Origin of the sequence: Rhodoferax sp. (genome assembly GCF_018780565.1) — a bacterium.
GTDB lineage: Bacteria > Pseudomonadota > Gammaproteobacteria > Burkholderiales > Burkholderiaceae_C > Rhodoferax.
Map to the genome: position 1 here is coordinate 1 of NZ_JADMJN010000005.1, position 14,133 is coordinate 14,133.

Here is a 14,133-nt window from a genome sequence, read left to right on the forward strand (position 1 = left end):
GTGTGTCGCTTGATGGACTACGGCAAGTTCAAGTACCAGGAGCAGAAGAAGGCGGCAGAAGCGAAGGCCAAGCAAACGGTTATCGAGATCAAGGAAATCAAGTTCCGTCCAGGAACCGATGACGGTGACTACAACATCAAGATGCGCAATATCAAGCGCTTTCTGGCTGAAGGCGATAAGTGCAAGATTACCCTGCGGTTTCGGGGGCGCGAGATCACGCACCAGGAAATCGGCATGGCTTTGTTGAACCGTATTCGGGCGGAGTTGGGTGATTCGATCGTGATCGAGCAGTTTCCCAAGCTTGAAGGGCGCCAGATGATCATGATGATCGCGCCCGGTAAAAAGAAGGTTGCGGCAAAGCCGGTGGCAGACACTGCACCGGTTTCTGCATCGTAAAAACGAATTTGCGGTGTATTGGTTCGCAGGAATCAATGCGCTGCGAGAAGTGGTGAGCTAAAAGGCACCACTTAAAAGTGGCTCGGGGCCAACAAGGCTGCAAGTAGTTTGCAGACGCCTCACGAGCACAATGAAGAAGGAGCATGAATATGCCCAAAATGAAGACCAAGAGCGCGGCGAAGAAACGCTTCCGCGTCCGTCCAGGTGGCACCGTCAAGCGCGGTCAAGCCTTCAAACGTCACATTCTGACCAAGAAGACCACCAAAAATAAACGCCAGTTGCGTGGTGCTACAGCTGTTCATGAGACCAATATGGGTCACATGGCACAGATGTTGCCAGGCCGTGGTATTTAATTAACGACGAACAAGGAGTAATCACATGCCTCGCGTCAAACGTGGTGTAACGGCTCGCGCCCGCCACAAAAAAGTCTTAGCCCTTGCAAAAGGTTTCCGTGGTCGCCGCGGTAATGTCTTCCGTATCGCCAAAGAAGCGGTGATGAAGGCTGGGCAATATGCCTACCGTGACCGTCGTACCAAAAAGCGTGTTTTCCGTCAGTTGTGGATTGCCCGTATCAATGCCGCTGCTCGTCAGTGTGGCATGACTTACAGCCAGTTCGCCAATGGCCTGAAGAAAGCCAACATCGAGATCGACCGCAAAGTGCTGTCCGATATCGCTGTGCATGACATGGCCGCATTTGCCGGCATCGTGGAGCAAGTCAAGGCCAAGCTGGCTGCTTGAGTTCACGGCAGTTCGCTATTCATTGAATAGCGGTCCATGCATCAGAAACAAGGGCTAGAGCTTGAAAGAGCACTAGCCCTTTTTCATTGAAAACGCAGTTTCAGAGCAGACGGGCCTGATCCCAGGTTGTGTCGGAACTACAAGAGAATTTATGAACGAGTTGAACATCGTTGTTGACAGCGCCAAAGCCGCCTTTGGCCAGGCCCTTACGCCTGCCGATCTGGAAAACGCCAAGGCGCTATATTTGGGCAAGTCGGGCCGCATCACTGAATTGATGAAAGGCATGGCCGCCTTGTCGGTAGACGAGAAAAAAACGCTCGGTGCCGCCATCAATCTTGCCAAGCAGGCCATTGAGGCCGCATTGAACAACCGCCGCCAGGCACTGGCTGATGCCGAACTGCAGGCACAGTTACAGGCAGAAGCGCTGGACGTAACCCTGCCGGGTCGCCAGCGCGGGCAGGGCGGTTTGCATCCGGTGTCGCTCACGATGGAGCGCATTGAAGCCATCTTTGGCTCCATGGGGTTTGAGGTCGCGCAGGGTCCCGAGATTGAGTCGGACTGGTTCAACTTCACAGCCTTGAACACGCCCGAAGATCATCCGGCGCGCTCCATGCACGATACGTTCTACGTTGAAGGCGGTTCCGAAACTGCGCCCAATCTTTTGCGCACCCACACCAGCCCGATGCAGATTCGTCATGCCGTGCAGCACGTTAAACGCTACCGCGCCAGGCTCGATGCGGGGCAGAGCATGCCGGAAATTCGAGTCATTGCGCCAGGGCGTACCTACCGTGTGGACAGCGACGCCACCCATTCGCCCATGTTCCATCAGTGCGAAGGTTTGTGGGTCGGGGAGAACGTCAGTTTCAAAGACCTCAAGTACGTGTTCACCGATTTGTGTCGCACCTTCTTCGAGTCCAATGACCTGGTTTTGCGATTTCGTCCCAGCTTCTTTCCATTCACAGAGCCTAGTGCTGAAATTGATATTCAATTCCAGGCCGGCACTCTGGCCGGCCGTTGGCTGGAAGTGGCAGGCTCGGGCCAGGTGCATCCCAACGTGATCCGCAATATGGGGCTGGACCCCGAAAAATACATCGGCTTTGCCTTTGGCATGGGGATGGACCGGCTCACCATGCTGCGCTACGGCGTCAATGACTTGCGCCTGTTTTTTGACGGTGATATTCGTTTCCTGTCGCAATTTCAGTAACCCACAGAACACCTCATCGTCATGCAATTCCCTGAATCCTGGTTGCGCGAGTTTTGCAACCCTTCACTGACTACCGAGCAACTGGCTGAAACGCTCACCATGGCTGGGCTTGAAGTTGAAGAACTCAGTACCGTAGCGCCCCCTTTCTCCCAAATTGTGGTGGGTGAAATCAAGGAAGCCGTCCAGCACCCCAACGCAGACCGTTTGCGTGTGTGCAAGGTCGACGTGGGCCAAGCCGATTGGCTCGACATTGTGTGTGGTGCACCCAATGCCCGCGCAGGCATACGTGTGCCGGTGGCGCTGGTGGGGGCAGAGTTGCCTCCGGGCGAGGATGGCAAGCCTTTCCTGATCAAGGTCGGGAAACTGCGTGGCGTGGAGAGTCAGGGCATGTTGTGCTCGGCACGCGAACTCAAGTTGTCCGAAGACCATGGTGGTCTGCTGGAGCTTGCGCTGGACGCCCCTCTGGGACAAAACATCCGCCAGCACTTGAATCTGGACGACACCTTGTTCACCCTCAAGCTGACGCCCAATCTGGCGCATTGCCTGAGCGTCTACGGCGTTGCCCGTGAAGTGGCCGCACTGACCGGCGCGCCTTTGATGGCACCCGGTTTTCCCGCTGTCAAGACGGGCAGCGCAGACCAGTTGCCGGTGAAGATCAGCGCCCCCGATTTGTGCGGTCGCTTCTCGGGTCGCATTGTGCGCAACGTCAACACCCGTGCCACCACGCCGCAATGGATGGTGGACCGTCTGGCCCGTTGCGGCCAGCGCAGTGTCACGGCACTGGTGGACATTTCGAACTACGTCATGTTCGAGTTGGGCCGTCCGTCGCACATTTTTGACCTGGACAAGATCCATGGTGGACTCGACGTGCGCTGGGGCAAGCCCGGCGAGCAGATCAAACTGCTCAATGGCAGCACCGTGAGCGTTGACGAGAAGGTCGGTGTCATTGCCGACCAGCAACAGGTGGAGTCTCTCGCAGGCATCATGGGTGGGGATGCCACGGCCGTGTCCGATGACACGCAACACGTTTACCTGGAGGCCGCCTTCTGGTGGCCCAAGGCGATTGCGGGCCGTTCACGGCGTTTCAACTTCGCCACCGATGCGGGTCACCGGTTTGAGCGTGGTGTCGATCCGAGCCAGACCGTGGAGCATATCGAGCGCATCACGCAACTGATCCTTGACATCTGCGGCACCGATGCCACGGTATGCGGTCCTGTGGATGATCTGAAAGTCAACGTTCCGGCGGCCCCTGCGGTCACGCTGCGCGTTGCCCGGGCCAGCAAGGTGATCGGCATGCCGCTCACGCAGGCGCAATGTGCCGACGCGCTGGCGCGTTTGGGGTTGCCGTTGACCGAAGGTGATGGCGTGATCACGGTCATGCCGCCGCCCTACCGTTTTGACCTGCAGATTGAAGAAGACCTGATCGAGGAAGTGGCACGCATGGTGGGCTACAACAATCTGCCGCAAACGCCGCCGCTTGCACCTATTACTGCCAAGATTCGTACCGAAGCCGAGCGCAGTCCATTCGCCGTGCGTCGTGCCATTGCGGCCCTGGGTTATCAGGAAACCATCAACTTCAGTTTCGTGGAAGAGCGCTGGGAGCATGAGCTTGCGGGCAATCCGAACCCGATCAGGTTGATCAATCCCATTGCGAGCCAGATGAGTGTGATGCGCTCGTCCTTACTGGGGTCCCTGCTACAAGTTTTGAAGTTCAACCTGGATCGCAAGGCGCAGCGCGTGCGCGTGTTTGAGCTGGGGCGTGTGTTCCTGCGCGATGCATCCGTCAAGAGTACCGACACCACGGTGGAGGGATTTCATCAACCTATGCGTTTGTCTGGCATGGTATGCGGCAGTGCCGATGCCCTGCAGTGGGGGCGCAAAGAGCAGGGTGCTGACTTCTTTGATGTCAAAGGCGATGTAGAGGCTTTGCTGGCACCGCGCCAGCCTGTGTTTGAGCCCGCCGAGTATCCGGCCATGCACCCGGGGCGTTGTGCGCGCGTCATGCTCAATGGCGTTGCTATCGGGTTTGTGGGTGAGTTGCACCCGCGTTGGCGCCAGGCCTACGATCTGGCGCAGGCGCCTGTCATGTTTGAGCTGGATCTGGATGCCGTGTTGCAGCGTGATGTGCCGGCCTTCAAGGCCGTGACCAAGCACCAGGCCGTGGAGCGTGACATTGCGGTGATGGTCGATGAAAAAATTGGTCATGCGGCCTTGATGGGTGCGGTGTGGGCCGCGCCTACTGCCGGGCTTCTGCGCGATGCCACCCTGTTTGATATCTATCGCCCCAAACCGGCCAAAGACCCCGATGGTGCGCCGGTGCCAAGTCAGGAAAAAAGCATGGCAGTGCGTTTAACGCTCAACAGCGAAGAGGCTACTTTGACCGAAGATCAAATCGACGGCGCGGTTCAGGCCGTAGTGAATTCACTGGTGAATACACTGGGCGCCCGGCAGCGCGCCTGAAACGCTATCATTTGCTCAAACAAGAAACGAGGACTGCATGGACATTTCGGTTGAAAGTCTGGAAACCCCGGCGCTGACGAAAGCGCAGCTGGCGGAATTGTTGTTTGAACAGATCGGCCTGAACAAGCGCGAATCCAAGGACATGATCGATGCGTTTTTTGACCTCGTCTCGGATGGCTTGGTCGAAGGCGAAGACGTCAAGATATCGGGCTTTGGCAACTTCCAGATCCGCACCAAGGCACCCCGGCCTGGGCGTAACCCGCGCACCGGCGAGGCCATCCCGATTGAGGCTCGCCGTGTCGTGACCTTCCATGCCAGTCATAAACTCAAAGAGCAAATTCAGGAAGAAGGGCGTCCGCCCTCGGTGATTTAATACCGACTTTTGTTTATTTGGGGTTTGGGGGTCAATTGCGGCTTTACACATCGTGTTGACTTAGAGTAATCTCGAAGCTTTCTCTCCTACAGCATTGATTTCAATGGAGAAAGCTCTCCCTCCCATTCCTGCCAAGCGTTATTTCACCATCGGTGAGGTGGGGGATTTGTGCGGCGTAAAACCTCACGTGCTACGGTATTGGGAGCAGGAATTCACGCAGCTACGCCCGATGAAGCGCCGTGGCAACCGACGCTACTACCAGCATCATGAAGTGCTGATGATCCGCCGAATCCGGGATTTGCTCTACGACCAGGGCTTCACCATCAGCGGCGCCCGTAACAAAATGCAGGAAATCCTCCAGGCCGAGCGCGACAAGAAGCGCAACGGAGAGGTCATGCTTGATGGCGTGGAGGTTATTGAGATGAGCGATTCCGAACTGCAGGACTTTGAAGACAGCCAGAGCGACGCCTTGACCGAGACTGCATCCGACGACTTGCTCTTTGTCCGGCGCGAGTTGAACGAAATTCGCGATCTCCTCTCGCTGTCCAACTGAATTTTCAGCTTCTACCGGGTATAATCTGAGGCTGATTCGGTGTGTGGCGCAGCCTGGTAGCGCACTTGCATGGGGTGCAAGGGGTCGAAGGTTCGAATCCTTTCACACCGACCAAGACGAACGATAAAGGCCTCTAAGTAGCGATACTCAGAGGCCTTTTTCATTGGTAAATCAAATAAGCGACTCGATGGTGCGAGTGCGCCCGTCTATTTCACATTGCATTCCCGCCGCAGCAGGGCCAATGCGTCCTGGAGCGTGTAGTCCCTATCGCTTTCCAGGGTGGCTTGGGCTTCCTCGATGAAGTCGTCCCACATGCGGGCGTAATCGTCCTGGTGCAGTTCCGGGGCGTGATCGCGGATGTATTGGCTGGCCAGGGCTGCCTGAATGCCGGTTTTCCGGATCTTGCGAATCAAGGTCACTGCGGCTTTTTCGGTCAGCAGCGTTTTGGGTGTGGCTCCGGCGGCCACGCAGACGAACAGGGTGAGCAGGGAGCTGTCATCGCTGTGGCCTGCGGTGGCTTTGCTCCAGGCAAGAGATGTGGTGCGGTCGTAGTGGTCCACCTCGGTCAGGCCATCTTCCACCCAGAAATAGCGACCCATGAAAGCGGGGGTTTGGTCAAACAGTTTCCGGTTGTTCAAGCTCGCATCGACGATTTTGGGCAGGTCCGCGATGACCGATTTGCGCACTGTCTGAACGACGTTTTTGAACTGTTCGGGCAAGTCTTTGGGAATGGCAATCGGCAGCATCGGCGGGCGGGTGCGCTTGCCGGGCGCCGCCGGGGCTTTGTCGGTGCTGGTTGCCTGCTTGGAGGCGCCATATTTCTTGCGCAGAGCGGCCATCATTTTGTCAAACGAAGCCCAGTCGGGCATCTCGGTGCGACCGGTGGCAAAGACCAGCAGTGCGGTGCGAATCACGGCTTCAGCGTCGCGTCCTGCGTCCTCCAGTTCCGTGGCGTCCATGCCCAGTTGGTCCGCCATCCAGATCGCGGCCTTGATGACTTGCATGACCTGGCTGCGTTTGGCGAACTCGGCCTGGTAGTCGGCGAGGCTTCTCAGCGACCATTTGGCGAGTTGGGGGATGTGGTCGTCAGTGAAGCCGGCGTGTTCGTTCATGCCGAAGTGACTGTTTTGCGGCATGGCAATCAGGCTTTTGAGCAGATCCGAGCCGCCCTTGGATCGGGACAAAAATGAGTTGTCACGCAGTGATTCGGCCGCGTGCCGCAGGTCGCCGCCACTGGCGTTTTCAAGGTACAGGCTGACCAGGTTGACCATGCGGTCTTTGGCCCTTTCCAGTTCCGGACGCAGGAATTCGCTGCCAAAGTAGCGCGCGATTTGCACCATGCCCTTTGGGGCCTCGACGCCAATTGCGTCCAGCTTTTCCTGGTTGATGATGCCGTTTTGCACGCCAAACAGCAATGCCTTCTCGAAGAAGGGGCGTGCGTCGTACAGCGAGATGGCGCTCGGTGGAGCAGTGTGCGGGGTGGCCATTGGAACGGATCGTTGGGTGGGGGCGACCTCGTGGGGCCCTAGATCGCCGATTCCTCGTCCGACTCGCGGGCGGCGGGCGTGGCCTTGCCGCGATCGGTGTCGCCAGTTTCAACCTTGCCGTCGTCCTCTTCGAACTCTTCCTCTTCGCCCAGTCCCATGTCGTGGGCGCGTGCCTTGGCACGCAGCACGATCAGCATTTCAATGAACAGGTCCGGGCACTCATGGCGCAGCAGCCAGGCCAGTTCCATCCAGTCCTGGTCGGCCACTTCATCCTGTTCCACGCGGGGTTTCACGTAGGCGGAGGCGAGCAGGGCGGTCTCGGACAGCATCTCGCCGTCGTCTTCCATGGGGTCAAAGGTTCCGCAGCGGGCAAACGCTTCGATCCTGCTCCATTTTTCGGAAAAGTAGTCTGCCAGTGCTTCGCTGCCGCCTTCGAGATCGCCCATCGCGTTCAAAAAATCGACTGGATTCGCGTCTTCGCGGAAGATGATCGAATTGACCATGCCGCGCAGGTGGGTGCGGGTCAGGTCGCGGTATTGCTTTTCAATCACCACGGCGCGGGCGAACTGGGCGGGCGTGACCAGCAGGTTGATGACCGATTCCTTGGAGTTGTCGTATTCGCGGATCACAGCCAGGATGTCCTTGGGTGGCAACTGGTCCAGTACGACCAGCAATGCCCCGTCGCCCTCGATGTCGGCCAGTTCGACCAGTGCGGACTCGGCGCCCACGATATCGCCGGCAGCGATCAGGCTTTGTGTTTTTGCGATGAGGGCAAGGTGGTTCATCAGGACTTCCAGTTCAAGCAATCAATCTTTGCGGTCGAAACCTTGTTCAACCATCCAGTCGGCGCCGGCATCTTCACGGGCGCGGGCTTCGTCTTCCTCGTCGGCGTCGTAGTCGTCCAGGCGATCTGTATCGCCACCTTCGCCTTCGTCGTCATCGGCGTTGTCGTCATGGCTGGCGGCAGCGGGGGCCTCCAGTTTGCCGTACATGTATTCCAGCCCGGCCGCCACGGCCAGAAACCATTCGCCTTGTGGCTCTTTGAGTATCAGCTGAGCCACATCCTGTGCCCATGGGGCCAGCTGAACCGCCCCCACCAGACTGCTCCAGTCTGGCAGTTCATCCGATTCATGGCTGATAAGGTGTTCCATGGCGCCTGGCAACTTGAAGCGAAAGCCCTGGTGAAACACCACGGCCACCATCTCGGGGCTGAGCTCCATCATCTGGAGCAAAAAGCCGACTTCTTTGCGTCGCTCGGCCAGTCGCTGGCGCAGTACATCCCGCCCTTCGGAGTCAAAAGTCAAATCATCCAGCTCGGCCTGGTAAGCCGAACGCAGATGGAGGAAAAAGGGGGAAATGCTCATGTCGCAGGGGTTTCAAAGTAAGGGGTTGAAGTAGTTTTGCCAGATGTCCCGTGCGGTCTCAAGGGGGTTGTCCAGCAGGTTGCGCCGGCGGTTGTCGTCGTAGGCCTGGCGCTTGCTGTCATCGGATAGCACTTCGTAGGCCTCCTGTACGGCCCGAAACCGCGCCGGCGCATCCGGTGCGTGGTTGCGGTCAGGGTGGTAGAACGAGGCCTTCTGGCGAAACGCCTTTTTAACATCGGCCAGCGATGCACTACTGGCCAACCCGAGGTCTGCGTAATAGTCTTTCATGTGTCGTAAGCTGTTGGCGTATCAAGGCTGGGGTGGGTTCAGGTGACCCCTGGGGACGGGCATCGGCGACGCCGGGGCAGTTGGCCGCGGTTGGCTTGGGGGCCGACGCGATGCGTGCGACGGCCGCAAACGTCTGATTATCTCAGAGTCTCGATTTTTCGCGATAAAGCTGTTATTCAATAATTCGATCAAATGTTAATAAATTTAAACAATGTTTAAATTTATTAACCTAAGTTCAATTCATTCCCGAAGAATCATCTGACCGCGAATCTCACCGCCAGGGTGGGCGGCGGTGTGAATGGCCAGGTACCACTTGCCCGCCAGCAGATCGGCAGCCTGTGCGGCTGTCAGCGTGGCCTGGCCTTCCAGTGGGCTTTTGACGGGGACTTTCAGAGGCAGGGCGATGGCGGCTTTGGTGCCAATGGCGGCCGGGCCATGAAAGTGGCCAGCCGTGGCCGGACCACTCAGGCCGGAAAACGAAACCTTCCAGCGCAGCAGCAGGGTATTCTTGTTCAGCACGGCATCGACCCGCCCGGTGGCCGGTGTGGCTACGGGCGGCACCTGGTTCATACCGGTCATCTGTGTGCTGAACGCCGCCAGATGCGCGTCGGGTTGCAAGATACTGCAACCGGAAGCGGCAAAGGCCATGACGGTGGTAGCGATGACGCTGCGCGCAGCCATATAAAGACGCATGAAGCATTCCCCCCTGTTGACTTGTTTTGTGGACTGAATTTTCGGCCTGAGTGTAGGGGTGGATGCGATGGGTATCCCGCTTAAGGCGTGCAAAATTTGTAACAAAATGCCGCACAGGCCCTTGTCAATACTGCACAATTAGCTATCATTATTGTAGCAAATGGGTGCGCTTCCCACTGCGTCGGCTGCTGCCGGAGGCGGATATCCTCAGGCTAGGGCCTTGCCGGCTTTTTTCTCGTCATACATGGCGCTGTCGCTGCGCTGGCTCAGCGAAACCACCGTGTCTCCCGCTTGTGCGCGCGCCATGCCCATGCTGATACTGCATTGCAAGCCGGCACTGATGCCAGACCAGTCGAACTCGCGCACTGCCAGGGTGATGCGCCTGCACACCTGCCGCACCACCTGGATATCGGTGTGTTTGAAGACGATGACGAATTCGTCACCCCCAAGGCGAGCCGCCATATCTTCCTCTCGCAAATGGGATTTCAGAATATGGGCAATGCGCTTGAGAACCTCGTCGCCCACATGGTGCGAGAAGTTATCGTTGATCTGTTTGAATTTATCTACATCCACCAGTGCCATGCAGGGTGGCTGGCCACGCTCCAGACCGGTCCGCAGCAGCTCAGCGGCATAGCGTTCAAAGTTGCGCCGGTTGGGAATGCCGGTGAGGGTGTCCTCAAGGGACAGCTTTTCCAGCTGGCGCGCCGTCAGCTCCAGCCGCTCAATGCTTTGCTGGCCCAGGCGCAGACTCAGCTGCCAGTCGATCACGTTCTCGCGCGTTTCCATGCAGTCGCTGCGGATCAGCTGCTCGCGCAGGCGCAGGCGGCGCAGTTCATCCAGCGCCCGGCCATCCATGCCCTGGGCGGTGAATAGCTGCGAGGCCAGCAAGTGGCCCAGGCAGGCGAGTTGCTCGTGCTCTACAGTGACTGCGATCTCGATCATTTTGGCGGCCTGCAGGGTGGCCACAGGCCAGTCGTGCCGGGCCCAGGCAATCTCGGTGCGGACCCATGCCTCCAGTGCGGACAGCCAGGTCAGCGTGCCATATCTTTGGGCCCAGCCGCTCAGGGCATCTGCATCGTCCGACGCCTGGTCCAACTGCCCGTGCCAACAGGCTTCCAGACTGGCGCCGAAGAGCAAAACGGCCTCGGTGGTGACGTTGGCGCTGGCGGCTGTGCTGCCGCCCTGGGGTGGCGGCACCAGCCGCATGACCGACTCCCGGTGCACCCGCAACAAGGCCAGCGAGGGCAGGGCACCCTCGTAATAGCGATCATGAAAAACGCGGATCAGCTGGGTCCACCACTGGTTGATTTTGGGCTGGAAAACGCTCAGGGGTGGCTTGGCGCGTTCGGCAAACTCGATGGCTGTGGCCAGTGCCTGGTCCGCCTTGTCAAAGTTGTGGCTCCAGAAATAAGCCACACCCAGGGCGTTGTAGGACAGCACACTGTGCTCATCCTTTTCCAGAAATTCACTCAGGCGCACGCTCAGCAGCGCGGCTTCCACCGCTTCTTCGTTGCGTCCCAGGTTGATGGACACAAAGGCGTGCGTGGTCAAGGCCATCACCTCGCCCGAGGTATCCCCCAGCACCTGAAAACCCTGGGCGGCGCGCTGGCTGGCACGGTGGGCGCGCCGGTAGCGCGACAGCATGCGGTCGCAATGGGCCAGGCATAACAAGGCCCGGGCCTCATAGCGCTTGCTGCCCGAAGCCTCGGCCGCCTTGAGCACCTTGTGTGACAACTCCCGCCCGCTCTGTACGTCGCCCTCGTCCAAGGCCGCATGGGCGCTTTTCAGGAGGGTATCCAGGCGGGCTTCGGGCAGATCGCGGGCATCAGGCTTCATATTGCTATTTTGCTTGAGGAATATGTCCCGTCTCGCGGTGTAATAGAAGTCGTATGCATCAAAAAACAACAAATCCGATAAAACCAAGCCAGGGGTATTTCTTTTGAGCACTGATTCACTGGCCAGGCAGTCCCTGTCCGCCTTTGACCGGGTGGTGAGTGCCACCTCCGGCTTTCGTTCTCGCCCTGGGCAGCGCGAGATGGCGCAGCGCATCGCCACGGCTTTGTCGGAGGTGACGCTGGGCGAGCACCCCAACCCTGGCAAGGCCATTACCGTGATTCAAGCGGGTACCGGGGTCGGCAAGTCGGCGGCTTACCTTTCCACTACCGTAGCCCTGGCGCTGGCCCTGAAGACGCGGGTGGTCGTGTCTACTGCCACGGTAGCGCTGCAAGAGCAGCTCATGACCAAGGACCTGCCCGCACTGGCCGCTGCACTGGACACGCCTTTTGTGTATGCCCTGGCCAAAGGGCGGGGCCGCTACGTGTGCAAGCTCAAGCTGGAGCGGCTGGTAGGGCTGGGCGATGCAACCGATGACATGTTCGAGCCCGACGAAGACCAGCCCCCGCCGCGTAACGCGTTTGCCAGACAACTGGAAGGTGACGACCCCGAAGAGCGCCGCATCAAACTCTACGAATCCCTGGCGGTGGCGCTGGCCGGTGGCAAATGGGACGGCGACCGCGACACCCTGGCCGAGCAGCCCGAACCGCGTGACTGGTCGGCCGTGGCCGCCGAGCGCCACACCTGCACGGCCCGGCATTGCCCCCGTTTTCGGGAGTGCAGCTACTACAACGCTCGCACCAAGCTGGCGGAGGCTCAGGTGATAGTGGCCAACCACGACCTGGTGCTGGCGTCCCTCGGGCGCAAGGCTTTGCCGGAGTTGGACAACTGCCTGGTGGTGTTTGACGAAGGCCACCACCTGCCCGCCGTGGCGCTGGACCAGTTCTCCAGCAGCATGGATTTGTCCAACCTGCGCTGGCTGGACAAATTGCCCAGAACCCTGCAGGAGGTCAGCGAAAAAATCCACATGACCCTGGCGCAGGACGTGACCACGCTGGCGCAGCAGCTCAAAGGCGCCCTGCATGACGTTGGCCGTATTTTGATGGACCTGCTCAAGGTCAACAGTACCGGCTATGACGCAGTGCACCGCTTCAAAAACGGGGTTCTGCCCGAAGCGCTGGTTGACCCCATGACGCTGATCCAGGGCCATGCCGGCGGCTTGTCCAAAGCGCTGGAAGCCCTGGGTGCAGAGGTCAAGTTGCTGGCCAAGGAAGACCCCTCGCAAGCGGTGAGCTGCTCCCTGCTGTACGCCAGGCTGGGACAACTGGCGCCCAAATTGGGCAGCGTGGTCGAAACCAGCGGCCTGTTGCTGACCCATGGCCCGCAGCCGCTGGCCAAGTGGCTCAAGTCCGACACCAGTTCCGGGCTGGTTTTTTTGACGGCGCATGCCTGCCCCATCGTGCCGGGTGACTTGCTGCGCCAAAGCCTTTGGAGCCAGGTACGCGGTGTTGTCATTACTTCGGCATCGCTCACCAGTTGCGGCAGTTTTGATTACTTTCTGAAAGAAGCAGGCCTGGTCAACAACCCCAACGTCTCAACCCTGGAAGTGGAGAGCCCGTTCAATTACCGAACTCAGGGCCGCATGGTGGTGGTGGAGACCGAGGCCGACCCCAAGAATGCCGACGCCTACACCCAGGAGATGGTGCTTGAATTGATGGCGGACCTGGCCCAGGTGGCACATGGTGCGCTGGTATTGTTCACTTCGCGCGTGCAGATGAAGGCGGCGGTGGATGCGCTGGATGCGAGCCTGCAGGAGGCCGTGCTGGTGCAGGGGCAAATGGCACGCACTCGCTTGCTGGGCGCGCACCAGGCGCGGGTGGAGGCCGGGCTGCCTTCAGTGATCTTTGGCTTGCAGTCCTTCGGCGAAGGGCTGGACCTGCCCGGTCAGCTGTGCGAAACCGTGTTCATCGCCAAGCTACCCTTCAGCCCGCCCTCCGACCCGGTTGAAGAGGCTCGCTCCGAATGGCTCAAGAGCGTGGGGCGCGACCCGTTTGCCGAACTGGTGGTGCCGGCGACCGGCATCAAGCTGCTGCAATGGACTGGCCGCGCCATCCGCACCGAAGACGACCACGCCACCGTGATTTGTTACGACCGGCGTCTGCTGCGTCAAAGCTTTGGCCGGCGTATGCTGCAGGGCTTGCCGCCCTATGCCGTGTCGCGTCGCGTCCGTGGTGTGGCATTGGCGGTTTAGCCAGGGCGCCGTGGTGGCTCTTGCAATTGCGTTCAATGGTCGCCACCTGCTGGAGTCAGGGTTGACGCAAAGTTTGAAAGAAGGATTTGAATGTTGAGCCGTGTGATGAGATCGATTCTGGGCCTGGTACTGCGTGTTGTTCTGTTGCTGGCCGGGCTGGTGTTTCTGGCCAGTTTGCTGGCCGCCGCATTGCTGGTGCTGGTGGTTTGGCTGCTGCGCGCCCTGTGGGCACGCCTCACCGGCAAGCCGGTGCAACCCTGGACGTTTCAGATCAACCGGCAGGCGATGTGGAACCGTTTCCATCAAGCGCAGGGCGGCGGGCAGGCTGCAGCGGGTGATCAGTCGGATGTGATTGACGTGGAAGCCAAGCCGGTGAAAGCAGCTGGCGACCCCACGCAACTGCCGTTTAGGTGACATGATTTGCTATTTAATCGATAGCAATTTGTATCCGTTGAATGAGGGCGAGAAGCCCGTTTGATGGGTCAGTGCACCG

The 14,133-nt window shown here is 59.1% G+C and carries 15 protein-coding genes and 1 tRNA gene; 10 read left to right on the plus strand and 6 right to left on the minus strand.

Annotated features, from left to right (window positions below; all coding sequences use genetic code 11):
* From infC to IV109_RS07525, 8 genes are all read left to right on the plus strand, one after another.
* Positions 1 to 396, plus strand: a 396-nt coding sequence (gene infC, locus IV109_RS07490) for a translation initiation factor IF-3 (RefSeq protein ID WP_296694500.1), incomplete at its 5' end; no start/stop codon positions are given.
* Positions 397 to 545: 149 nt separating this feature from the next.
* Positions 546 to 749: a 50S ribosomal protein L35 gene (gene rpmI / locus IV109_RS07495; protein WP_223911783.1), complete on the plus strand. Its 204-nt coding sequence runs from the start codon at positions 546 to 548 to the stop codon at positions 747 to 749.
* Between the two features lie 25 nt (positions 750 to 774).
* Entirely contained in the window at positions 775 to 1,134 is a 360-nt protein-coding gene (gene rplT / locus IV109_RS07500) for a 50S ribosomal protein L20 (protein WP_296694503.1), read from the plus strand.
* Between the two features lie 151 nt (positions 1,135 to 1,285).
* On the plus strand, positions 1,286 to 2,338 hold the full coding sequence (pheS, locus tag IV109_RS07505) for a phenylalanine--tRNA ligase subunit alpha (RefSeq protein ID WP_296694505.1): 1,053 nt from the start codon (positions 1,286 to 1,288) through the stop codon (positions 2,336 to 2,338).
* 21 nt (positions 2,339 to 2,359) lie between these two features.
* Positions 2,360 to 4,798, plus strand: coding sequence for a phenylalanine--tRNA ligase subunit beta (pheT, locus tag IV109_RS07510; RefSeq protein WP_296694507.1), 2,439 nt, complete (start codon positions 2,360 to 2,362; stop codon positions 4,796 to 4,798).
* A 37-nt stretch (positions 4,799 to 4,835) separates the two neighbouring features.
* Positions 4,836 to 5,171, plus strand: a complete 336-nt coding sequence (locus IV109_RS07515; protein WP_296694509.1) for an integration host factor subunit alpha — start codon at positions 4,836 to 4,838, stop codon at positions 5,169 to 5,171.
* Between the two features lie 103 nt (positions 5,172 to 5,274).
* Positions 5,275 to 5,724 carry a MerR family transcriptional regulator gene (locus IV109_RS07520; protein ID WP_296694510.1) on the plus strand — a complete coding sequence of 150 codons (450 nt, stop codon included), beginning with the start codon at positions 5,275 to 5,277 and terminating at the stop codon, positions 5,722 to 5,724.
* A 37-nt stretch (positions 5,725 to 5,761) separates the two neighbouring features.
* Positions 5,762 to 5,838, plus strand: a tRNA-Pro gene (locus tag IV109_RS07525).
* 92 nt (positions 5,839 to 5,930) lie between these two features.
* On the opposite strand, the gene IV109_RS07530 is transcribed toward IV109_RS07525, so the two are convergent.
* The 6 genes from IV109_RS07530 to IV109_RS07555 all read right to left on the minus strand — a co-directional run bounded on the left by IV109_RS07530 (position 5,931) and on the right by IV109_RS07555 (position 11,392).
* The gene (locus IV109_RS07530) at positions 5,931 to 7,211 is read right to left on the minus strand and encodes a hypothetical protein (RefSeq protein ID WP_296694511.1); all 1,281 of its coding nucleotides are present in this window, start codon (positions 7,209 to 7,211) and stop codon (positions 5,931 to 5,933) included.
* Between the two features lie 38 nt (positions 7,212 to 7,249).
* Positions 7,250 to 7,996, minus strand: a complete 747-nt coding sequence (locus tag IV109_RS07535) for a hypothetical protein (protein WP_296694513.1) — start codon at positions 7,994 to 7,996, stop codon at positions 7,250 to 7,252.
* A 21-nt stretch (positions 7,997 to 8,017) separates the two neighbouring features.
* The gene (locus IV109_RS07540; RefSeq protein WP_296694516.1) at positions 8,018 to 8,575 is read right to left on the minus strand and encodes a hypothetical protein; all 558 of its coding nucleotides are present in this window, start codon (positions 8,573 to 8,575) and stop codon (positions 8,018 to 8,020) included.
* A 12-nt stretch (positions 8,576 to 8,587) separates the two neighbouring features.
* Entirely contained in the window at positions 8,588 to 8,863 is a 276-nt protein-coding gene (locus IV109_RS07545; protein ID WP_296694518.1) for a DnaJ domain-containing protein, read from the minus strand.
* Between the two features lie 240 nt (positions 8,864 to 9,103).
* Complete coding sequence (locus IV109_RS07550; protein ID WP_296694520.1) at positions 9,104 to 9,556, minus strand: CHRD domain-containing protein; 453 nt, start codon at positions 9,554 to 9,556, stop codon at positions 9,104 to 9,106.
* 207 nt (positions 9,557 to 9,763) lie between these two features.
* Positions 9,764 to 11,392 (minus strand): GGDEF domain-containing protein, encoded by a 1,629-nt coding sequence (locus tag IV109_RS07555; protein ID WP_296694522.1) that lies wholly within the window; start codon positions 11,390 to 11,392, stop codon positions 9,764 to 9,766.
* A gap of 103 nt (positions 11,393 to 11,495) precedes the next feature.
* On the opposite strand from IV109_RS07555, the gene dinG reads away from it, so the two are divergent.
* Both dinG and IV109_RS07565 read left to right on the plus strand, forming a co-directional pair.
* Positions 11,496 to 13,640: an ATP-dependent DNA helicase DinG gene (dinG, locus tag IV109_RS07560; RefSeq protein ID WP_296694524.1), complete on the plus strand. Its 2,145-nt coding sequence runs from the start codon at positions 11,496 to 11,498 to the stop codon at positions 13,638 to 13,640.
* 105 nt (positions 13,641 to 13,745) lie between these two features.
* Positions 13,746 to 14,054 carry a hypothetical protein gene (locus tag IV109_RS07565; RefSeq protein ID WP_296694525.1) on the plus strand — a complete coding sequence of 103 codons (309 nt, stop codon included), beginning with the start codon at positions 13,746 to 13,748 and terminating at the stop codon, positions 14,052 to 14,054.
* Positions 14,055 to 14,133: the final 79 nt, after the last annotated feature.